The 15,298-nt window shown below is 67.8% G+C and carries 14 protein-coding genes and 31 tRNA genes; 42 read left to right on the forward strand and 3 right to left on the reverse strand.

Annotated elements, in window-relative coordinates; translation table 11 throughout:
- From ACFYPH_RS12915 to ACFYPH_RS13090, 36 genes are all read left to right on the forward strand, one after another.
- On the forward strand, positions 1-397 hold a 397-nt coding region (locus ACFYPH_RS12915), incomplete at its 5' end, for a transposase family protein (RefSeq protein ID WP_387181504.1).
- A gap of 27 nt (positions 398-424) precedes the next feature.
- On the forward strand, positions 425-2,089 hold the full coding sequence (locus ACFYPH_RS12920; RefSeq protein ID WP_387181507.1) for a DUF6461 domain-containing protein: 1,665 nt from the start codon (positions 425-427) through the stop codon (positions 2,087-2,089).
- 446 nt (positions 2,090-2,535) lie between these two features.
- Positions 2,536-2,608, forward strand: a tRNA-Trp gene (locus ACFYPH_RS12925).
- A 186-nt stretch (positions 2,609-2,794) separates the two neighbouring features.
- Positions 2,795-2,867, forward strand: a tRNA-Ala gene (locus ACFYPH_RS12930).
- Positions 2,868-2,875: 8 nt separating this feature from the next.
- Positions 2,876-2,949, forward strand: a tRNA-Glu gene (locus ACFYPH_RS12935).
- Positions 2,950-2,966: 17 nt separating this feature from the next.
- Positions 2,967-3,039: transfer RNA gene (locus ACFYPH_RS12940), tRNA-Gly, on the forward strand.
- Between the two features lie 7 nt (positions 3,040-3,046).
- Positions 3,047-3,123: transfer RNA gene (locus ACFYPH_RS12945), tRNA-Gln, on the forward strand.
- Positions 3,124-3,219: 96 nt separating this feature from the next.
- Positions 3,220-3,292, forward strand: a tRNA-Gly gene (locus ACFYPH_RS12950).
- Positions 3,293-3,354: 62 nt separating this feature from the next.
- A complete protein-coding gene (locus ACFYPH_RS12955; RefSeq protein ID WP_387181510.1) occupies positions 3,355-3,798 on the forward strand; it encodes an HNH endonuclease in 444 nt (147 codons plus the stop codon).
- An 85-nt stretch (positions 3,799-3,883) separates the two neighbouring features.
- Positions 3,884-3,956, forward strand: a tRNA-Gln gene (locus ACFYPH_RS12960).
- An 87-nt stretch (positions 3,957-4,043) separates the two neighbouring features.
- Positions 4,044-4,120: transfer RNA gene (locus tag ACFYPH_RS12965), tRNA-Leu, on the forward strand.
- A gap of 1 nt (position 4,121) precedes the next feature.
- Positions 4,122-4,197, forward strand: a tRNA-Thr gene (locus ACFYPH_RS12970).
- Between the two features lie 121 nt (positions 4,198-4,318).
- Positions 4,319-4,392, forward strand: a tRNA-Thr gene (locus tag ACFYPH_RS12975).
- 5 nt (positions 4,393-4,397) lie between these two features.
- Positions 4,398-4,471: transfer RNA gene (locus ACFYPH_RS12980), tRNA-Met, on the forward strand.
- 11 nt (positions 4,472-4,482) lie between these two features.
- Positions 4,483-4,565, forward strand: a tRNA-Leu gene (locus ACFYPH_RS12985).
- A 115-nt stretch (positions 4,566-4,680) separates the two neighbouring features.
- A complete protein-coding gene (locus ACFYPH_RS12990; RefSeq protein ID WP_363937692.1) occupies positions 4,681-5,454 on the forward strand; it encodes a hypothetical protein in 774 nt (257 codons plus the stop codon).
- A gap of 25 nt (positions 5,455-5,479) precedes the next feature.
- Positions 5,480-5,554, forward strand: a tRNA-Asp gene (locus ACFYPH_RS12995).
- Between the two features lie 45 nt (positions 5,555-5,599).
- Entirely contained in the window at positions 5,600-6,799 is a 1,200-nt protein-coding gene (locus ACFYPH_RS13000; protein ID WP_363937695.1) for an RtcB family protein, read from the forward strand.
- Between the two features lie 34 nt (positions 6,800-6,833).
- Positions 6,834-6,923: transfer RNA gene (locus ACFYPH_RS13005), tRNA-Ser, on the forward strand.
- A gap of 1 nt (position 6,924) precedes the next feature.
- Positions 6,925-6,999, forward strand: a tRNA-Ile gene (locus ACFYPH_RS13010).
- Positions 7,000-7,015: 16 nt separating this feature from the next.
- Positions 7,016-7,089: transfer RNA gene (locus tag ACFYPH_RS13015), tRNA-Arg, on the forward strand.
- Between the two features lie 4 nt (positions 7,090-7,093).
- Positions 7,094-7,167: transfer RNA gene (locus ACFYPH_RS13020), tRNA-Pro, on the forward strand.
- A 5-nt stretch (positions 7,168-7,172) separates the two neighbouring features.
- Positions 7,173-7,246, forward strand: a tRNA-Pro gene (locus tag ACFYPH_RS13025).
- Positions 7,247-7,251: 5 nt separating this feature from the next.
- Positions 7,252-7,342 (forward strand) — tRNA-Ser (locus ACFYPH_RS13030).
- Between the two features lie 486 nt (positions 7,343-7,828).
- A tRNA-Lys gene (locus ACFYPH_RS13035) sits at positions 7,829-7,904 on the forward strand.
- Positions 7,905-7,907: 3 nt separating this feature from the next.
- Positions 7,908-7,981: transfer RNA gene (locus tag ACFYPH_RS13040), tRNA-Arg, on the forward strand.
- A gap of 6 nt (positions 7,982-7,987) precedes the next feature.
- Positions 7,988-8,061: transfer RNA gene (locus ACFYPH_RS13045), tRNA-Lys, on the forward strand.
- A gap of 2 nt (positions 8,062-8,063) precedes the next feature.
- A tRNA-Met gene (locus ACFYPH_RS13050) sits at positions 8,064-8,139 on the forward strand.
- A gap of 2 nt (positions 8,140-8,141) precedes the next feature.
- Positions 8,142-8,213: transfer RNA gene (locus ACFYPH_RS13055), tRNA-Val, on the forward strand.
- 5 nt (positions 8,214-8,218) lie between these two features.
- Positions 8,219-8,293: transfer RNA gene (locus ACFYPH_RS13060), tRNA-Glu, on the forward strand.
- Between the two features lie 95 nt (positions 8,294-8,388).
- A tRNA-Asn gene (locus ACFYPH_RS13065) sits at positions 8,389-8,462 on the forward strand.
- Position 8,463: 1 nt separating this feature from the next.
- Positions 8,464-8,535, forward strand: a tRNA-Val gene (locus ACFYPH_RS13070).
- 20 nt (positions 8,536-8,555) lie between these two features.
- Positions 8,556-8,631 (forward strand) — tRNA-His (locus ACFYPH_RS13075).
- Between the two features lies 1 nt (position 8,632).
- Positions 8,633-8,716 (forward strand) — tRNA-Tyr (locus ACFYPH_RS13080).
- A 5-nt stretch (positions 8,717-8,721) separates the two neighbouring features.
- Positions 8,722-8,794, forward strand: a tRNA-Arg gene (locus tag ACFYPH_RS13085).
- Between the two features lie 9 nt (positions 8,795-8,803).
- Positions 8,804-8,874, forward strand: a tRNA-Cys gene (locus tag ACFYPH_RS13090).
- A gap of 76 nt (positions 8,875-8,950) precedes the next feature.
- On the opposite strand, the gene ACFYPH_RS13095 is transcribed toward ACFYPH_RS13090, so the two are convergent.
- Complete coding sequence (locus ACFYPH_RS13095) at positions 8,951-9,292, reverse strand: winged helix-turn-helix transcriptional regulator (protein ID WP_387182311.1); 342 nt, start codon at positions 9,290-9,292, stop codon at positions 8,951-8,953.
- 168 nt (positions 9,293-9,460) lie between these two features.
- Here ACFYPH_RS13095 and ACFYPH_RS13100 point away from each other — a divergent pair, with 168 nt between their 5' ends.
- The 5 genes from ACFYPH_RS13100 to ACFYPH_RS13120 all read left to right on the forward strand — a co-directional run bounded on the left by ACFYPH_RS13100 (position 9,461) and on the right by ACFYPH_RS13120 (position 13,634).
- Positions 9,461-10,276, forward strand: coding sequence for an NAD(P)H-binding protein (locus ACFYPH_RS13100; RefSeq protein WP_387181514.1), 816 nt, complete (start codon positions 9,461-9,463; stop codon positions 10,274-10,276).
- Between the two features lie 166 nt (positions 10,277-10,442).
- The gene (locus ACFYPH_RS13105; protein ID WP_387181517.1) at positions 10,443-11,126 is read left to right on the forward strand and encodes a Type 1 glutamine amidotransferase-like domain-containing protein; all 684 of its coding nucleotides are present in this window, start codon (positions 10,443-10,445) and stop codon (positions 11,124-11,126) included.
- Between the two features lie 327 nt (positions 11,127-11,453).
- Positions 11,454-12,683: a cytochrome P450 gene (locus ACFYPH_RS13110; RefSeq protein WP_387181520.1), complete on the forward strand. Its 1,230-nt coding sequence runs from the start codon at positions 11,454-11,456 to the stop codon at positions 12,681-12,683.
- Complete coding sequence (locus ACFYPH_RS13115) at positions 12,680-12,907, forward strand: ferredoxin (RefSeq protein ID WP_354862258.1); 228 nt, start codon at positions 12,680-12,682, stop codon at positions 12,905-12,907. The genes ACFYPH_RS13110 and ACFYPH_RS13115 overlap by 4 nt, the downstream gene beginning before the upstream one ends.
- 496 nt (positions 12,908-13,403) lie before the next feature.
- A complete protein-coding gene (locus ACFYPH_RS13120) occupies positions 13,404-13,634 on the forward strand; it encodes a TraR/DksA family transcriptional regulator (protein WP_387181523.1) in 231 nt (76 codons plus the stop codon).
- Positions 13,635-13,682: 48 nt separating this feature from the next.
- On the opposite strand, the gene ACFYPH_RS13125 is transcribed toward ACFYPH_RS13120, so the two are convergent.
- A complete protein-coding gene (locus tag ACFYPH_RS13125) occupies positions 13,683-13,934 on the reverse strand; it encodes a potassium transporter TrkA (RefSeq protein ID WP_354863283.1) in 252 nt (83 codons plus the stop codon).
- 167 nt (positions 13,935-14,101) lie between these two features.
- Positions 14,102-14,311 carry a hypothetical protein gene (locus ACFYPH_RS13130; protein WP_354863284.1) on the reverse strand — a complete coding sequence of 70 codons (210 nt, stop codon included), beginning with the start codon at positions 14,309-14,311 and terminating at the stop codon, positions 14,102-14,104.
- 153 nt (positions 14,312-14,464) lie between these two features.
- On the opposite strand from ACFYPH_RS13130, the gene ACFYPH_RS13135 reads away from it, so the two are divergent.
- Positions 14,465-15,001, forward strand: a complete 537-nt coding sequence (locus ACFYPH_RS13135; RefSeq protein WP_355068506.1) for a GNAT family N-acetyltransferase — start codon at positions 14,465-14,467, stop codon at positions 14,999-15,001.
- Positions 15,002-15,298 lie beyond the last annotated feature (297 nt).

Consider the following 15,298-nt stretch of genomic DNA (forward strand, 5'->3'; position numbering starts at 1 on the left):
CGTGCAGGTCATCGCCGACGCGGCTGGCCGCCTCGTCTGGGCTTCGCCGGCACTGCCCGGCTCGGTCCACGACCTGACCGCAGCCCGAACCCACGACATCATCGAGGCGCTGACCAGAGCTGATGTGATGACCTTCGCGGACAAGGGCTATCAGGGAGCCGGCGGGAGCGTGCGCACGCCGTTCAAACGGAGCCGCTTCCGGCCCAAGCTGTCACGCCGGCAGAAGGCCGTGAACCGCGCCCACGCGAAGATCCGCGCCCGCGGCGAACGAGCGATCGCCACCCTCAAGACCTGGAAGATCCTGACCAAGCTGCGCTGCTGCCCACGCCGAGCGACCACGATCGTGCAGGCCATCCTCGTTCTCCACCGCGTCGAAGCCAACCGCTACGCAGGATGAAAAGGGCTCATTGGACTGATCCCTGCGATGCCCGCGCGTCTGCTGGGTCGCCTGGCCGTGCCGGAGGAGGCGGATTCGCATTCGGTGGGTGCTCACCGGTTCGACCACTCGGCCGGTGGTGAGCCCGAGTGCCTGACGGCGTTGCGAGCGCTGGGGCCGCTGCCGGTGGAGCGCCTGCTCGGCGCGCTCGAGTTGGTTGTCGGCCGCCATGACTGGAGTTGTGCGCCGGACCTGGTGGCGGGTCTGCTCCGGCCGCCGGATGCCCAGTATGTGTGGATGGCCGCAGGTGGTCACGATAGCGAGGCGACGTCCGCGACGGCTTTGCTGCACCGACTGCGTCCCGGACTGGCCGACCGTACGGTTGTGTTGGTGCGAGAGCTTGCGGCGCACCCTGTGATCGCGCCGCTGCTGGCGGTCACGCCGGCGGCGACCGATGAGCCATCGATCGCGGCCGAGCACGGTGCAGCTCATCTCGGCTTGGCGGTGGCGGTTGCTGGTGCCGTGGTCCACCAGGCGGCGCCACCAGTGATCGTGGAGCGTGCCGCCGCTACCGTCGGCCTGGGAGTCGGCGCCGCGGTGCTACTGCTGCGGGACGCACTCATGCCTCCGGCATATGCGGCGGCGTTGCTCGCCAGGATCCGCGCGGAGTACCTGCTGCCGCGCCATATGTCCGGCACGGTGACCGTGGCCGAGCACCGGTTCGGGCTTGCCGAGCATGAGTTGCCCGAGCAGGCCGACTTCGCAGGCAACGGGATGGTCGCCGTGGCCGACGGCGGCATCGTCGTGCGCACCGGTGTCGCGGCGGGCATGGTCCGCGTTGAATTGGCCGTGCTCGCGGAAGCCCCGGACGAGCTGGAGTCCGGCTGGGAGGAGATCGTCGAAGTGAGCTGGCGTGCCGCCGAGGGGCGCGCATCAGTGATGGCGCCGGACGGCACGGGCAGCCGCGGCCTACGCCGGCAGACCCCGCCGTGGCCCGGCGAATACCGGACCCGGGTACACGCCCGCGGGCGCGACGACCTCGACGCCGAGCTCGAGAGCTACAAGCTCGTCGTCTGGGGCGCACCCGCCGCACCGGAAATCGCCTACAAGCTCACCGACCAACTTGGGCACCGGCTGCGCGGCGACCCCGAGCCGGCCCGGCCCCCCGAGCACGCGTACCGATGGATTCGCCGTAGCCCGCTCTCCCAGGCGGCGACTGTCACCGTCGTCACTGGCGCTACGGTCGAGCAGGCGTTACGTGCGTTCGGAGCCGACCCGGACCAGCCGGAATCGGTCGATGACATTCAGCGCGACCTGTCACTGCGTCGTGCCATCGACCCCTGGATCACCGTGCTGGACGGCGGTGACGCGGTCCTGGTCGTGGAGGACAACGGCTTCCGCGGCACGGACGCCGCAGTGCTGCGTAACGCGTCGGCCGGTGGCCGGGCCGCCAGCATGTTCTGGAACGTCAACGCCGTCACCCGGCTCTCCTTCGCCGAGGCAGGTCAACTGCTCGCTGCCTTCGAGCCATGGGGGCGCGACGAGTACCCGCCGGAGGTTGCCGCAGCTCTCGCCGGGATCGACTTCGCCGAGCTCGGTGATCGCAGTGAGAAGGGACTGGTCGCGGTCGCACGGTTCACCGGCCGGGGCATCACCGCTGCCGACCTCAACCGGATCCGCGCGGACGGCATCGGTTACCGCATAACAGGATAGGCACACAGCCGCACCGCGGTCCGAGACGAGGACCTCAGCCACATCCATCACAGCGGACAATGGATCCTGTTCCAGCCCGACGCCTACCGCCGAGGTGCTCTAGCGGCTGTCCACCTCCAGTCACCCGCTACAGCTGGCTGCGAGCTACGTGGAGGTAGCTCGGAATATCCATTGCCATCCGATCGGCGCAGCGCCTACCTTGAATGAGCAAGGTCGTCCCGACCAACCTGAGGAGTTCCCCGTGTTGCAGTACGCCTACACCGAAACCACGCGGCTCATGCCGCGCGGCGGTGTCGTGCTGCCCTCGATTGGACGAGCCCACGATCTGTGCGCGAGTGAGCGGAACTGGAAGCCGGGGTGGCGGCGCGAATAGCGCCAGCGCAAGCTGCGAAGTCGCCCACCCTGACAGGGATAGGGCGGCTTTCTCGTTACTGGAACAACTTCATAGGGGCGTAGCTCAACTGGTGGAGCACCGGTCTCCAAAACCGACGGATGCAGGTTCGAGTCCTGCCGCCCCTGCTTTTCGTCCCGGCTTCGGCCGGCGGCGTTGTAGGTTCTCAACTCCACAGTGGATGGCATTGGTAAGGCCCCGGCCGGCGCCCGTATGGGCCGGCCGGGGGCACTACCTCCGGGACGAGGGAGACGGCTGACCCGCTCGCTTTGGGAGCGAGAGACACGGGGTTCGACACCCCGGTCCCGGACGATGGGGTTGTAGCTCAGTTGGGAGAGCGCCGGTTCGGCAGACCGGAGGTCGAGGGTTCGAATCCCTTCTTCTCCACGCTTCATGGGCCGTTGGAGCAAGCTGGCAGCTCACCTGGTTCTCAGCCAGGAGGTTACGGGTTCGAGCCCCGTACGGCCTACGCACGCAGGATGCCATGCGGTCGTGGTGAACTTGGCGGACACGTCGGTCTTCCAAACCGAAGAAGCGGGGTCGGTGCCCGCCGACCGCTCAACCGTTCCGGGATGCTCTGCTGGCAAGGGCGACGGGACTTTGGATCCCGGTACGAACGCAGGTTCGATTCCTGCTCCCGGAGCTCGCACTTGACCAGCGGAGAAAGTCGTCTCGGATCTGCGAATCCGGAATTCGACTTCCTCTTGGTGGATGGTTCGACTCCGGCCGGGGGCTCCACGCGGTTGTAGCTCAGTTGGTAGAGCGCGACGTTGCCAACGTCGAGGTCCCGGGTTCAAGTCCCGGTAGCCGCTCGATGTCTCTTACATAGAGACAATGCGACATCACCGAGTTGACACCTATCGTTGAAGTGCCAGTGGACGCCGTTCTCGTCATCAACGCCGACCTCGGCCCGCTCCACCGGGTCACGGTCGCCCACGCGATCCGGATGCTCTGCCGGCGGGTCGCCGAGATCCACGAAGCCGAACCCGACCAACTCATCGGCGTGTTCCCCATGCCGAAGGTGGTCCGGCTCGTCCGGTACGTCGTCACCCGGTGGCGGTACACGAAGGGCCCCGCCTGGTCCAAGGGCGGCGTCCTGGCCCGCGACGAATGGCGGTGCGGCTACTGCGAGGGTCCGGCCGTGACGGTCGACCACATCCTGCCCCGCTCCCGGGGTGGGGCGAACACCTGGCGCAACACGATCAGCGCCTGCTACGCCTGCAACCAGCGCAAGGGTGATCGGACCCCGGCCGCGGCTGGGATGCCGCTACGGCGGCAGCCGGTCGCGCCTGCCTGGTCGTCGCTCGCGCAGCGCTGACTTTCGGCCGGCGAGCCGGTCCCCGTGCTGACCGACGGGGCGAAGGGTTGGTTCTCGCGACCAGCTACCGGCCGCCGGCCCTCATTCCGAGATGGTGCAGCTGGCAGCACGTCCGATTCTGGTTCGGAAGATCGGAGGTTCGAATCCTCCTCTCGGAGCGCAAGGGGATGGCCCGGAAGCAGGGCACCCGGCGGGTTACGGCCCGTCGGGAGTTCGCCGGAGTAGCGCCCGGCTCCCCGCGCCAAGCCCTCGTAGCCCAACGGCAGGAGGCAGCGGCATGAGGTGCCGCGCAGTGTGGGTTCGAATCCCTCCGAGGGCACCAGGCCGGCGTAGCTCAGTTGGCAGAGCACGCGCCTTGTAAGCGCGAGCGGGCCGGTTCGATCCCGGTCGCCGGCTCCACACACCCGGTGGGTGTCTCGCGGGCCGGGACGCCCGTAAGGCAGGGATAGCGCCCCTGACGGTGATCCGTCGGTGAAAACGGCGGCGCCGCCCCGGCACGCGAGAGACCCACCGGGACCACGCCAGCGAAGCTCACCATGGCAGAGCGCGCCCCTCGTAAGGGCGAGGATGCGGGTTCGACTCCCGTCGCTGGCTCTCTCGCCGACGTAGCTCAGGTGGTCAGAGCACTCCGCTCATAACGGAGAGGTCCGGGGTTCGAGTCCCCTCGTCGGCACGCAACATCACGCGCTCGTGGTGGAACTTGGTAGACACGCACGGCTCAGGTCCGTGTGCCGAAAGGCGTGGGAGTTCGACTCTCCCCGAGCGCACGCAAGGGCTGAGCGCTGGTGCGCAGGAGAGATTCGCAATCCCTCCCCGCGGGGTTCGACTCCCTGTCGGTCCACGTTGTAGCGCAGCGTGACTAGAGCACTTACAGCCAGTGGGATGCTCTACATGCCAGCGAGCTACATAGTCGATGACGTGCAATTCGCCGCCGTGGTTGCCCGCTGCCGCTCATGGCGGCAGGTGCTTCGGGAGACTGGCAGCAAGATGACCGGGACCAACGCGGCCCGGCTCCGAGCTGCGCGGTTGAACCTCGACGTCTCCCATTTCACCGGTGCTCGAAAGTGGACGGACGACGAGCTGCGGGACGCTGTAGCCGCAGCCCAGTCGTGGAATGAAGTCGCTCTCCGACTGGGCTGCCCCGCGACATCGGCGAAACGGCGGGCCATGCGCCTCAGCCTCGAATACGGGCACCTTGACCGGCGGGCCCAGGCGTCGCTGCGTTCGCTGCCCGCAGACATGCAGCCGCAGCTCGACCGCGTCAGGTTCGCAGGCGAGAACTTGGCCGCCGCGTGGCTCCAGCTCGCCGGCTGCACCGTCGCGATGGTGCCAGGTCAGGCGCCCTACGACATCGTTGCGGGCTTTCCCGACGGGAGCATGAAGAAAGTCCAGGTGAAGACCACCCAGACACGGCAACTCAGCGACCGCGGCCTAGAGCCTCGGCCGCGATTCTCGCTCACCGTCTTCGCCTACGTCTCCGCGCTGGAACGGGCACAGCTCCCGTACAGCGGCGACGAGGTCGACTACTTCTTCCTGATCGCATCGATCGACGGGATGTGGTTCGTGCCGCACGCTCGCGTTGCCGGTCAGACCAGTTGCAATCCTGGCCCTGAGTACGACGAGTTCCGCGTCCACTGGCCCGTAAGAAATGAGTAACCGCCGGCCGCCGGCCGGTCCCGATGCCGACGCAGAGCAGCTAGGAGTGCTCGCCACCCTGTCACGGTGGAGACCGCGGGTTCGAGTCCCGTCGTTGGCGCAACCAACTCGATCGCGGAACAGCCGACCAACGGAGGCGACGATCATGAGTTTCACGATGCTCCCGGGAACCCGGGCACCCGTCAGGGTGTGGACCGACCCGGACACCATCGAGCAGCTGGCCGCCCAGCAGCTCCGCAACATCGGCGCGCTGCCCTGGGTTCAGGGTGTCGCGGTCATGCCGGACGTCCACTACGGCAAGGGCGCGACCGTCGGCTCGGTGATCGCGATGCGGCAGGCCGTCTCGCCGGCCGCTGTCGGCGTCGACATCGGCTGCGGCATGTCGGCGGTCCGGACCTCGCTCACCGCCGCCGACCTCCCGGACGACCTGGCCGGACTCCGCAACGCGATCGAAGCGACCATCCCGGTCGGGTTCAACCAGCGCGACACGGTGGTCAACCCCCGCCGGGTGCGCGGCCTGGAACAGGCCGGCTGGGACGACTTCTGGAACCGCTTCAACACCCTGCACGACGGGGTGAGCAGGCTGGAAGGTCGGGCCCACAACCAGATGGGCACCCTCGGCGGCGGTAACCACTTCATTGAGGTGTTCATCGAGCAGGGCGGCCCGGACGCCGGGCAGGTGTGGTTGATGCTGCACTCCGGGTCCCGCAACATCGGCAAGGAGCTGGCCGAACGGCACATGGCGGTCGCCCGCACCCTGTCGCACAACGCGGAACTGCCGGACCGGGACCTGGCCGTGTTCCTCGCCGGCACGCCGGAGATGGACGCGTACCGGCGGGACCTGTGGTGGGCGCAGGAGTACGCCCGCCGGAACAGGGCGGTCATGCTGGCCCTGCTCTGCGGCGTGGTCCGCGCCCAGTTCCCGCACGTCACCTACGGGGAGCCCATCTCCGCGCACCACAACTACGTCTCCGAGGAAACCTACGACGGGGTGGAGGTGCTGGTGACCCGCAAGGGCGCGATCCGCGCCGGCCGCAGCGACCTGGGCATCATCCCCGGGTCGATGGGCACCGGGTCGTACATCGTGCGAGGCAAGGGGAACACGGACGCGTACTGCTCGGCGTCCCACGGCGCCGGCCGGCGGATGTCCCGGGGCGAGGCGAAGCGGACGTTCACGGTCGATGACCTGGCGTCGCAGACTGCCGGGGTGGAGTGCCGCAAGGACGCCGGGGTGGTCGACGAGATCCCGGGCGCGTACAAGGACATCACCGCTGTGATGGAGCAGCAGTCCGACCTGGTCGAGGTGGTCGCCCACCTGAAGCAGGTCGTGTGCGTGAAGGGTTAGACCGGTCGGTGCCCGGCGGGGCACCGATCACCGTGAAGGGTTGGCCGAGTCTGGTCGATGGCGCCGCGTTGCTAGCGCGGAGCGGGGAAACCCGCCGGAAGTTCGAATCTCTCACCCTTCGCCAAGCCGTCGTAGCTCAGCCTGGGTAGAGCACGGAGCTGATAACTCCGGGGTCCCCGGTTCAAATCCGGGCGTCGGCACGCAACAGAAGGTCTTGCCTCCGTAGCTCAGTTGGGCAGAGCGCGACGCTACGAACGTCGAGGTCGCTGGTTCGAATCCAGTCGGGGGCTCTTACGGGACGTGGCGCAGTTTGGTAGCGCACTTGGCTGGGGGCCAAGGTGTCGTCGGTTCGAATCCGGCCGTCCCGACTGAACGGGTACTAGCTCAACTTGGTGGAGCGCCGGCTTCGGGAGCCGGAGGATGGGCGTTCGAATCGCCCGTACCCGACTCATGGTGAGGCCAGCCGAGGGCAGGCGACGGCCGCTGTCTCGAAAACAGTTGGGGTGAAAGCCCGTGTCGGTTCGATCCCGACCCTCACCGCCAAGCGCCGCGCGACTCTTATTGTCGGACTCTTAGTGGATGATCGAGGGCGTGGAGAAGCGATGCTCGAAGTGCCAGCAGATGAAGCCGCTTACGGATTTCGCGTTGAACCGTCAGCGACCGGACGGCCGGACGACGTACTGCAAGAGCTGTAAGAAGCAGTACAACGCGACGTATTACAACCTGACCAAGGACCGGCACAACCCAAGCCGCGCAGAGCGGCGGGTACGCCACAGAGCAGGAAACACCCGTCGATTGATCGAATACCTCTCGACGCACCCCTGCGTCGACTGCGGGGAGACCGACGTCGTCGTTCTCGACTTCGACCATCAGCGGGACAAGATTGCCGACGTCAGCCGCCTCCTCAAGGACAACGCGCCGTGGGTGCGCATCGCGGCGGAAATCAAGAAATGTGATGTGGTTTGCGCAAACGACCACCGGCGTCGGACTGCGCGGACTCAGGGATGGGCTCGCCTCACCGAGCCCCAAGCGCCGCTAGCTCATGGGGTAGAGCTGCTGACTCTTAATCAGTAAGTGCAGGGTTCGAGTCCCTGGCGGCGTACCAATTCCCCCGGTAGCTCAGCGGATAGAGCGCTGGTTTCCTAAACCGGGTCGTCGCAGGTTCGAATCCTGCCCGGGGGACAACGCGGGCCGCTAGCTCAATGGCGTAGAGCTGCGGACTTTTGATCCGAGGGTTCGGGGTTCGAGTCCCCGGCGGCCCACTTGCGGGATGGCGCAGTCATGGAAGCGCGCTGGGCTCATAACCCAGAGGTTCCCGGGTTCGAATCCCGGTCCCGCTCCCGCCCTGGTAGCTCAGCGGGAGAGCGCCGTCCTGACGCGACGGAGGCCGGGGGTTCGACACCCTCTCGGGGCACGCATGGAGCCGTCGACTAATGGCAGGTCGCCGCCCTTTCAAGGCGGATCGTGCGGGTTCAAATCCCGTCGGCTCTACCAACGTCCAGTTCCCAGGCACAGAGCGCGCCGAACGGCGAGTGCGGTGTCACCGAAGATCGCCGGTTCGAGTCCGGCCGCCTTGGGACCTGGCCCTTTCCCCTGTAGCTCAAAGGTAGAGCGGCCGGCTGTTAACCGGCTGATCTTGGTTCGAGTCCAGGCAGGGGAGCCAAGCCCGTGTAGCTCAGCGGCAGAGCACCGCTCCCACACAGCGGGTCGCCCTGGTTCGAGTCCAGGTACGGGCACTGGCCTTCGGGCCGCAGTTGTGGCTGTAGCTCAGTGGTAGAGCGCCCGGTTGTGGCCCGGGAGGTCGCGGGGGTCAGTACCCGCCAGTCACCCCAAGGGAGTGCGCCACCGATGGTGAGGTGGGCCGGGCTGTAACCCCGGTGCGTTCGCGCTCAGGGAGTTCGAATCTCTCCACTCCCACGCATGCCTGCGTAGCTCAGGGGACAGAGCACCAGCTTCCGGAGCTGGGTGTCGGGGGTTCGATTCCCTCCGCGGGCGCTTCTGCCTGGTCGTGTGCCCGAGTGGTGAGGGAGCGGTCTGCAAAACCGCGTACGCCGGTTCGATCCCGGTCACGGCCTCAACTGCCATCCACTGTCGGATAACGAGCGAGATGCTCAGGTCGACCAACTGTCGGGGTTCAGGACGCGCTGCGCGTCACCGGATCTCGTTGTCGGGGTGGTCGCTGTCGTAGGCCTGACGGGCTTCAGAGATGGCTGCGCGGTGTGCCAGTGACCAGTCGGCGAGTGCTTTGACGAGGTGAGTGAGGCTTGTGCCGGTTTCGGTGAGGCGGTAGTCGACCTGGGCGGGCACGGTCGCGTACACGGTCCGAAGGACGAGGCCGTCTCGTTCCAGGCGGCGCACCGTGAGGGTCAGCATGCGCTGGGAGATCCCGTCGATGGCGCGCTGGAGTTGGCGGAAGCGTCGCGGCCCATTGGCGAGTTCGACGATCACGAGAACCGACCACTTGTCGCCCACCCGGTCAAGAACGTCTCGGATGCCGCAGTCTGCGTGATCCGGCTGTCCGCATGGTTCGAGGTAGGCGGCTCCCGCGGTTACTTCGGTGTGCGCCAGTGACACGAGACTGCCTCCTTGTGAGCCACCGGGCGCGGGTCCAGGCTCTCACTGTAGTTACTGAAGAGAACCACGGTAGGGGACCGAATCGCAATGATCATGGTGACCGGCGCCAACGGACAGCTCGCTTCGCTCACACTCGCAGAGCTCGGCGAGCGAGACGTACCCGCCTTGGCAGGAAGTCGCACTCCCACCGGCGCACAGCGCCACCTTGACTTCGACGACCCCGCAACCCTCGATCTCACAGGCGTTTCGACCCTGGTCCTCGTCTCGGCCGGGTATGCCGAGGACGACCAGGTCATCCCGCGTCACCGGACTCTTCTCGACGCTGCAGGCCGCGACGGCGTGGCCCACGTGGTTTACACCAGCCTGACCAGCGCCGGGGACCACCTCGGGTTCGCGCTCGCCCACAGGGCCACCGAGCAAATGATCAAGGCTGGCGGGCTCGCGTGGACCATCCTGCGAAACGGGCTGTACGCCGAACTGTTCGGTGCCTTGCTCGCGTGGACTCCTGACGGGCTGGAATCAGCATTCGGGACCGGTGCACTCTCCGCGGTAGCGCGGGCCGACCTGGCAGCTGCCGCAGCCGTCGTCGCAAGCGAGCCCACCGCGCACGTCGGCAAGATGTACGACCTGGTCGGGGACCCGATTACCGCTGGCGGCATCGCCGACCGTCTCGGCGCCGCGCACCACACAATCGGCCTGGGTGAGTACCGCACCCGGCTTCTCGGCGACCCCAGCCTGCTGCCATTCCAGCCGCCGATGCTGGCCTCAATCGCCACCGGTGTCCGCCACGGGTTCCTCGACAACACCAGCCCCGACCTCGTGCGCCTGCTTGATCGACCGCTCACGGATCCACTCACCGTCGCTGCGGATGCCACGGCCGCCACGCGCCCTGGCACGCACTGACACAGATGCTTCACAAGAATGCCCTCCGCTCATGCCGATGCGCGTGCGAGGGCTTGAGGGGTCGCGACGGCGATGAGTTTCGCTATGGTGTCCATTCTGTCGTCCCATGCACCCGACCTCCGACTCTCGAGGAGTGCGTCATGACCGCTACGTACAGGAGGCACGGGTGAGGCTTCTTCTGACGTCCGGGGGCGTCCAGAACCCGAGCATTCGCAATGCGCTGGTCGACCTGCTGGGCAAGCCGATCGCCGAGTCCACAGCCCTGTTCATTCCGACCGGTGTCTACCCCTTCCCCGGCGGAGGTGAGAAGGCGTGGAAGGCGATTCACGGCCAGGCCACCATCCCGCTGTCCCAGCTCGGTTGGAAATCCCTGGGGATATTGGAGCTCACCGCACTGCCGACCATCCGAGAAGAGAACTGGGTCCCGGCCGTCCGGCAGGCCGATGCCCTCCTCGTCTGGGGCGGCGATGTGCTCTACCTGACCTACTGGCTGCGCCAGTCGGGTCTGGCCGACCTCCTACCGTCGCTGAGCGATACGGTTTACGTGGGGGTGAGTGCCGGGAGTATCGCGGTCACCCCGTACAACTGCGATGCCGAGTTCGACCTCGAATTCGTCCCCGACGGCAGCGACATGGCGGAGGGCGCTGACCTGGCGCTGGGGCTGGTGGATTTCACGCTGTACCCACACCTCAATCACCCGGACATGGAGGGCACCGAGCTGTCCACCATTCAGAAGTGGGCGTCCCGAATCCCGGTCCCGACCTATGCCATCGACGATGACACCGCCATCAAGGTGGTCGACGGCGCCGTCGAGGTTGTCTCCGAGGGGCACTGGAAGCTCTTCCCCTGATAGCCGCCGCCAACAGCGATCGGAATGCCGGGCGTCAGTGCGGGTACGCGCCGGACTGGGCCGGGCACCACACCAGAGCGAGGCCGTCCAGCACTGTGGATCGCGGGCGAGGAGCCGCTGCGGTTCCTTCGCAGCAGCACCACAACCGTCGCCGGACGCGGACCAGCCTCCATGGCGATCATCGACCCATCCCGCTACGATCCGATATCGATAGATGACTGAGCGTCAATGCGGTGGTGGTCGCAAGCCCTGGACGCTGGCAATCCGGCGCCGCTACGAACGTGGTGCCGGCCTGAGGATCACGCCGCCTCGACGAAGGGAATCCGGATGACGGAGAGCGCGCAGACCACCGAGAGCCGCACCGTTCCGCCCGCGCGGCCGTACCCGTTCAGTGTGCCCGACCGCCTCGTCGTCGATCCGACCTATGGCGAGCTGCGCGAGAACGAGCCGATGACCCGGGTAAAGCTCCCCTACGGCGAGGAGGCGTGGCTCGCCACCCGGTACGAGGACGTCCGTACGGTCCTCGGCGACGTGCGGTTCGGCCGCGCCCTGTCCGTCCAGCGCGACGAGCCCAGGCTCACCCCGCGCCAGCAGTACAGCGGCATGCTGACCATGGACCCGCCCGATCACACTCGGCTGCGCCGGTTGGTGGCGAAGGCGTTCACGGCACGTCGGGTGGAGGCGCTGCGACCCCGAACCCAGGAGATCGCCGACAGGTTGGTCGACGACATGGTCCGGCTCGGTCCTCCGGCCGACCTGGTGGAGCACGTCGCCACGCCGCTGCCGATTCAGGTGATCTGCGAGCTGCTCGGGGTCCCGTACGCCGACCGCGACCGCTTCCACGTCTGGTCCGAGGCGATCGTCTCGACCACCTCGCTGCCCCTGGAAACGATCCAGGAGTACCTGAACAATCTCTGGGGGTACATCGGTGGTCTGGTCGCCGAGCGGCGCCGCGACCCCGGGATCGACGACCTGCTCGGCGCGTTGGTGCGGGCCCGCGACGAGAATGAGGATCGGCTCAGCGAGACCGAGCTGGTGGAGCTGGCCGGAGGGCTGCTCGCGGCCGGCCACGAGACCACGGTGACCCAGATCCCCAACTTCGTCTACGTCCTGCTGCACAATCCGGACCAGCTCGCTCGGCTGCGGGCCGATCCGTCGCTGGTGCCGGCCGCGGTCGAGGAACTGTTGCGGTACGTGCCGCTCGGCGTCGGCTCCTCCTTCGCCAGGTACGCCAAGGAGGACGTCGAGGTCGGCGGTGTGCTGGTCCGGGCCGGTGAGCCGGTTCTCGGCTCGCTGTCGTCGGCGAATCGGGACGGTACCGTCTTCGCCGACCCGGACCGGCTGGACTTCGACCGCGAGCAGAACCCGCACCTGGGCTTCGGGCACGGCGTACACCATTGCGTCGGCGCGCAATTGGCCCGCATGGAGTTGCAGGTCGCCGTCGCCACCCTCGTGACTCGCCTGCCCGGATTGCGGCTTGCCGTGCCGGAAGCCGAGCTGGAGTGGAAGCGGGGCATGTTGGTGCGGGGCCTGCTCGGCATGCCGGTGGCCTGGTGAGTACCGCGTGGCGGATCGGGGTGGACTCGGGCCGCTGCATCGGCACGAGCATCTGTGCCGGTACCGCGCCTGAGCACTTCCGCCTGGTGGGCGGCCTGTCCGAGCCGCTGGCCGACGTCGTCGCCCCGGCCGACGTCGTCCTCGACGCCGCCGACTCGTGCCCGGTGGAAGCGATCACGGTCCGCGATGCCACCGACGACCGGCTGATCGCGCCGGAGGAGTGACCCGACCGAGGGCCGCGACGGTCGTGCCGCCGCGCTGGGCGCGAAGACCGGCGCGGGCGGCGGATGATGGTAGGAGTGAGGCCTCGGCGCACGCGTTGGCATTGCTGCGGTCGCCGCCTATGGTGGAGACATGTCCCCGGTGACGTTCCGCTCTCGTGCCGTCACCGGTGTGGCGGCAATCGGGGCTGCCTACGTGGCGACGGCGGCGTGCCGGATGGTCGGGATGCGGGTGCCGGTTGTCCGCGTGCTGCACATCGCGCCCACCTCCCGGCTGTCGAGCCCGGCGCGAACCGGCCGAGGCCCCCCGCGGAATCGTTGCATCACGGAACGACCGCCAGGGCGAAGCTATCAAGCTTCGGCCCTTTTCTTTTTTCCCTTCGAAAGGCAGAGGTAGACCATGAGCGTCGATCATCGAACCGTCGACCAGGGTTGGCTGGCTGATCTGCGAGCGTCCCTGGCGGAAGACTTCGCCACGCAGACGGCTCGGCTACGGGAATTGACCGAGCTCAACGCGGACACCGGCGACCCGAGCGAGGCCCACAACCGGGCCGCACTGCAGGTGGCCGCCCGCCGCAACATCGAGCAGATCACCGGTGCGCTGAGCCGCATCAGCGACGGTACCTACGGTGCCTGCACGAAGTGTCACCAGAACATCCCGGCCGAGCGGCTCGAAATCCTGCCGCACGCGCAGTTCTGCGTGTCCTGCCAGGCGAAGCACAACGGCTGATTCCCGGTGTGGCTGCCGTGCCTCGGTGGGCACGGCAGCCACAGGCCGTCACGCAGGAGATGACTCCGCCACGGTGACGACGTCCAGGACGTCAAGGATTCCCAGCAGCCCGGCGAGGGTCACGGCCTCGGAGCGGGTCAGGGTCAGCGAGTAGGTGGCGTCGGGGTCGTCGGGGGACTCGTAGACGAGATCTCGCCGGCCGCCCGAATGGTGCGTGACCACGCCCACGCGGCGGCCGTCGGCGGTGGTGAACATGCGGCGTACCCCGATACCGGGCAGCGGGGTCAGTTCGACAATCATGGGAACTCCAGCGGGCAGGGCGGCGAATGTGCGCGGCGGCTCGACAGCGGCGCAGGCCGGCGAGTGTGGCCAGGCGAAGTGCGGCGGGGCGCGGTGACAGCGCGGCCGGCCGGTCATGGCGGCCAGCCGGGCGGCGCCATGGGACTGGCGCGAGCGGGGCGAGTGGATCAGGCAAGGCCCCGCGCATGGCGCGGGGGAGCACGATCCGCCGACCAAGCGGGCACACAACCGGGGATCGCCCGCCGTGCGGAACGGAACACGATGCACAGCCCGATCGACCGGGTGGCGGAGAGCACCAGTACGAGCACGGCAAGCAGCAGCATCGTCGGCAGCGGCGCTCGCCCGCCGACGCGCCGAAGGCTGCGTCGATCGTGCATGCCCGAACCATAGCCGTCGCCCAGAGTGGAGACCACATCCGCATCGGGTGACCGCCCATGCCCCGCCAGCAACGCCGGCGACGACCCCGCGCGCCGGGCTGGATAGTCCATCGCTTCGTGAGCGCCGGAATGCTACGAAGGGACGTGCCTGACATGACCAGTTCCCTTGATGCCACGTCCCTGGAAACTCCGCGGCTGCTGTTGCGCCGCTGGCAAAGCAACGATCTGGACGGCTTCGCCGCGGTGAACGCACAGCCCGAGGTCATGCGGTACATCCATGACGGCCGCACCCTGGACCGGGCAGCGACCGCGGAGCGCCTGGCCAACTATCAGCGGCACTGGGAGGAGCACGGCTTCGGCCTGTACGCGGTGGAGATCAAGGAAACCGGCGAGCTGGCCGGTTTCACCGGGCTGGCGGTGCCAACCTTCCTGCCCGAGATCATGCCGGTCGTGGAAATCGGCTGGCGGCTCGGCCGCGCGTACTGGGGCCGGGGCTTCGCCACCGAGGCGGCCCAGGCCGTGGTCGCCCACGCTCGTGCCGAGCTCGGACTGCGGCGGCTGGTCAGCATCCACGTTGTCGGCAACGAGGCGTCGGCGCGAGTGATGGTCAAGCTGGGCATGGCGCTGGACCGCGAGACCGTGCAGCCGGACACCGGCCGCCAGGTCCGGGTCTATGCGATGGATCTGTAAGCGGTCCACCCAGCGACCGTCCCGACAGCTCCGGTCCGGCAGGCCAATTCACCGCAATCCGCGCTTGTAGCTGAACGGTTCGGGCCCCGGTTGAGCCGTTTCGGGGAGCCCGCTCACGATGAGCCGGCTCCCCGGAACCTGGCCCGGGCTCGAACGGTGCTTTCCCCTACGGCGGCGGCTCGCACAAGTGGATCCCACCGGTGCTAGCTGAATCGAGCCGAGAGGCGCGGATGCTGGTGATGGCGACGACAGTGCGTCGGTGAAAGGCTTTCTTGCCCGTCGGTGTCGACCGACGCG

Origin of the sequence: Micromonospora sp. NPDC005252 (assembly GCF_042872475.1) — a bacterium.
GTDB lineage: Bacteria > Actinomycetota > Actinomycetes > Mycobacteriales > Micromonosporaceae > Micromonospora.

Coding starts and splice junctions, on each gene's coding strand:
- ACFYPH_RS12920 (WP_387181507.1), top strand. CDS start 425: ATGCCCGCGCGTCTGCTGGGTCGCCTGGCCGTGCCGGAGGAGGCGGAT.
- ACFYPH_RS12990 (WP_363937692.1), top strand. CDS start 4,681: ATGCTCTACATGCCAGCGAGCTACATAGTCGATGACGTGCAATTCGCC.
- ACFYPH_RS13000 (WP_363937695.1), top strand. CDS start 5,600: ATGAGTTTCACGATGCTCCCGGGAACCCGGGCACCCGTCAGGGTGTGG.
- ACFYPH_RS13100 (WP_387181514.1), top strand. CDS start 9,461: ATGATCATGGTGACCGGCGCCAACGGACAGCTCGCTTCGCTCACACTC.
- ACFYPH_RS13110 (WP_387181520.1), top strand. CDS start 11,454: ATGACGGAGAGCGCGCAGACCACCGAGAGCCGCACCGTTCCGCCCGCG.
- ACFYPH_RS13125 (WP_354863283.1), bottom strand. CDS start 13,934: ATGATTGTCGAACTGACCCCGCTGCCCGGTATCGGGGTACGCCGCATG.
- ACFYPH_RS13130 (WP_354863284.1), bottom strand. CDS start 14,311: ATGCACGATCGACGCAGCCTTCGGCGCGTCGGCGGGCGAGCGCCGCTG.
- ACFYPH_RS13135 (WP_355068506.1), top strand. CDS start 14,465: ATGACCAGTTCCCTTGATGCCACGTCCCTGGAAACTCCGCGGCTGCTG.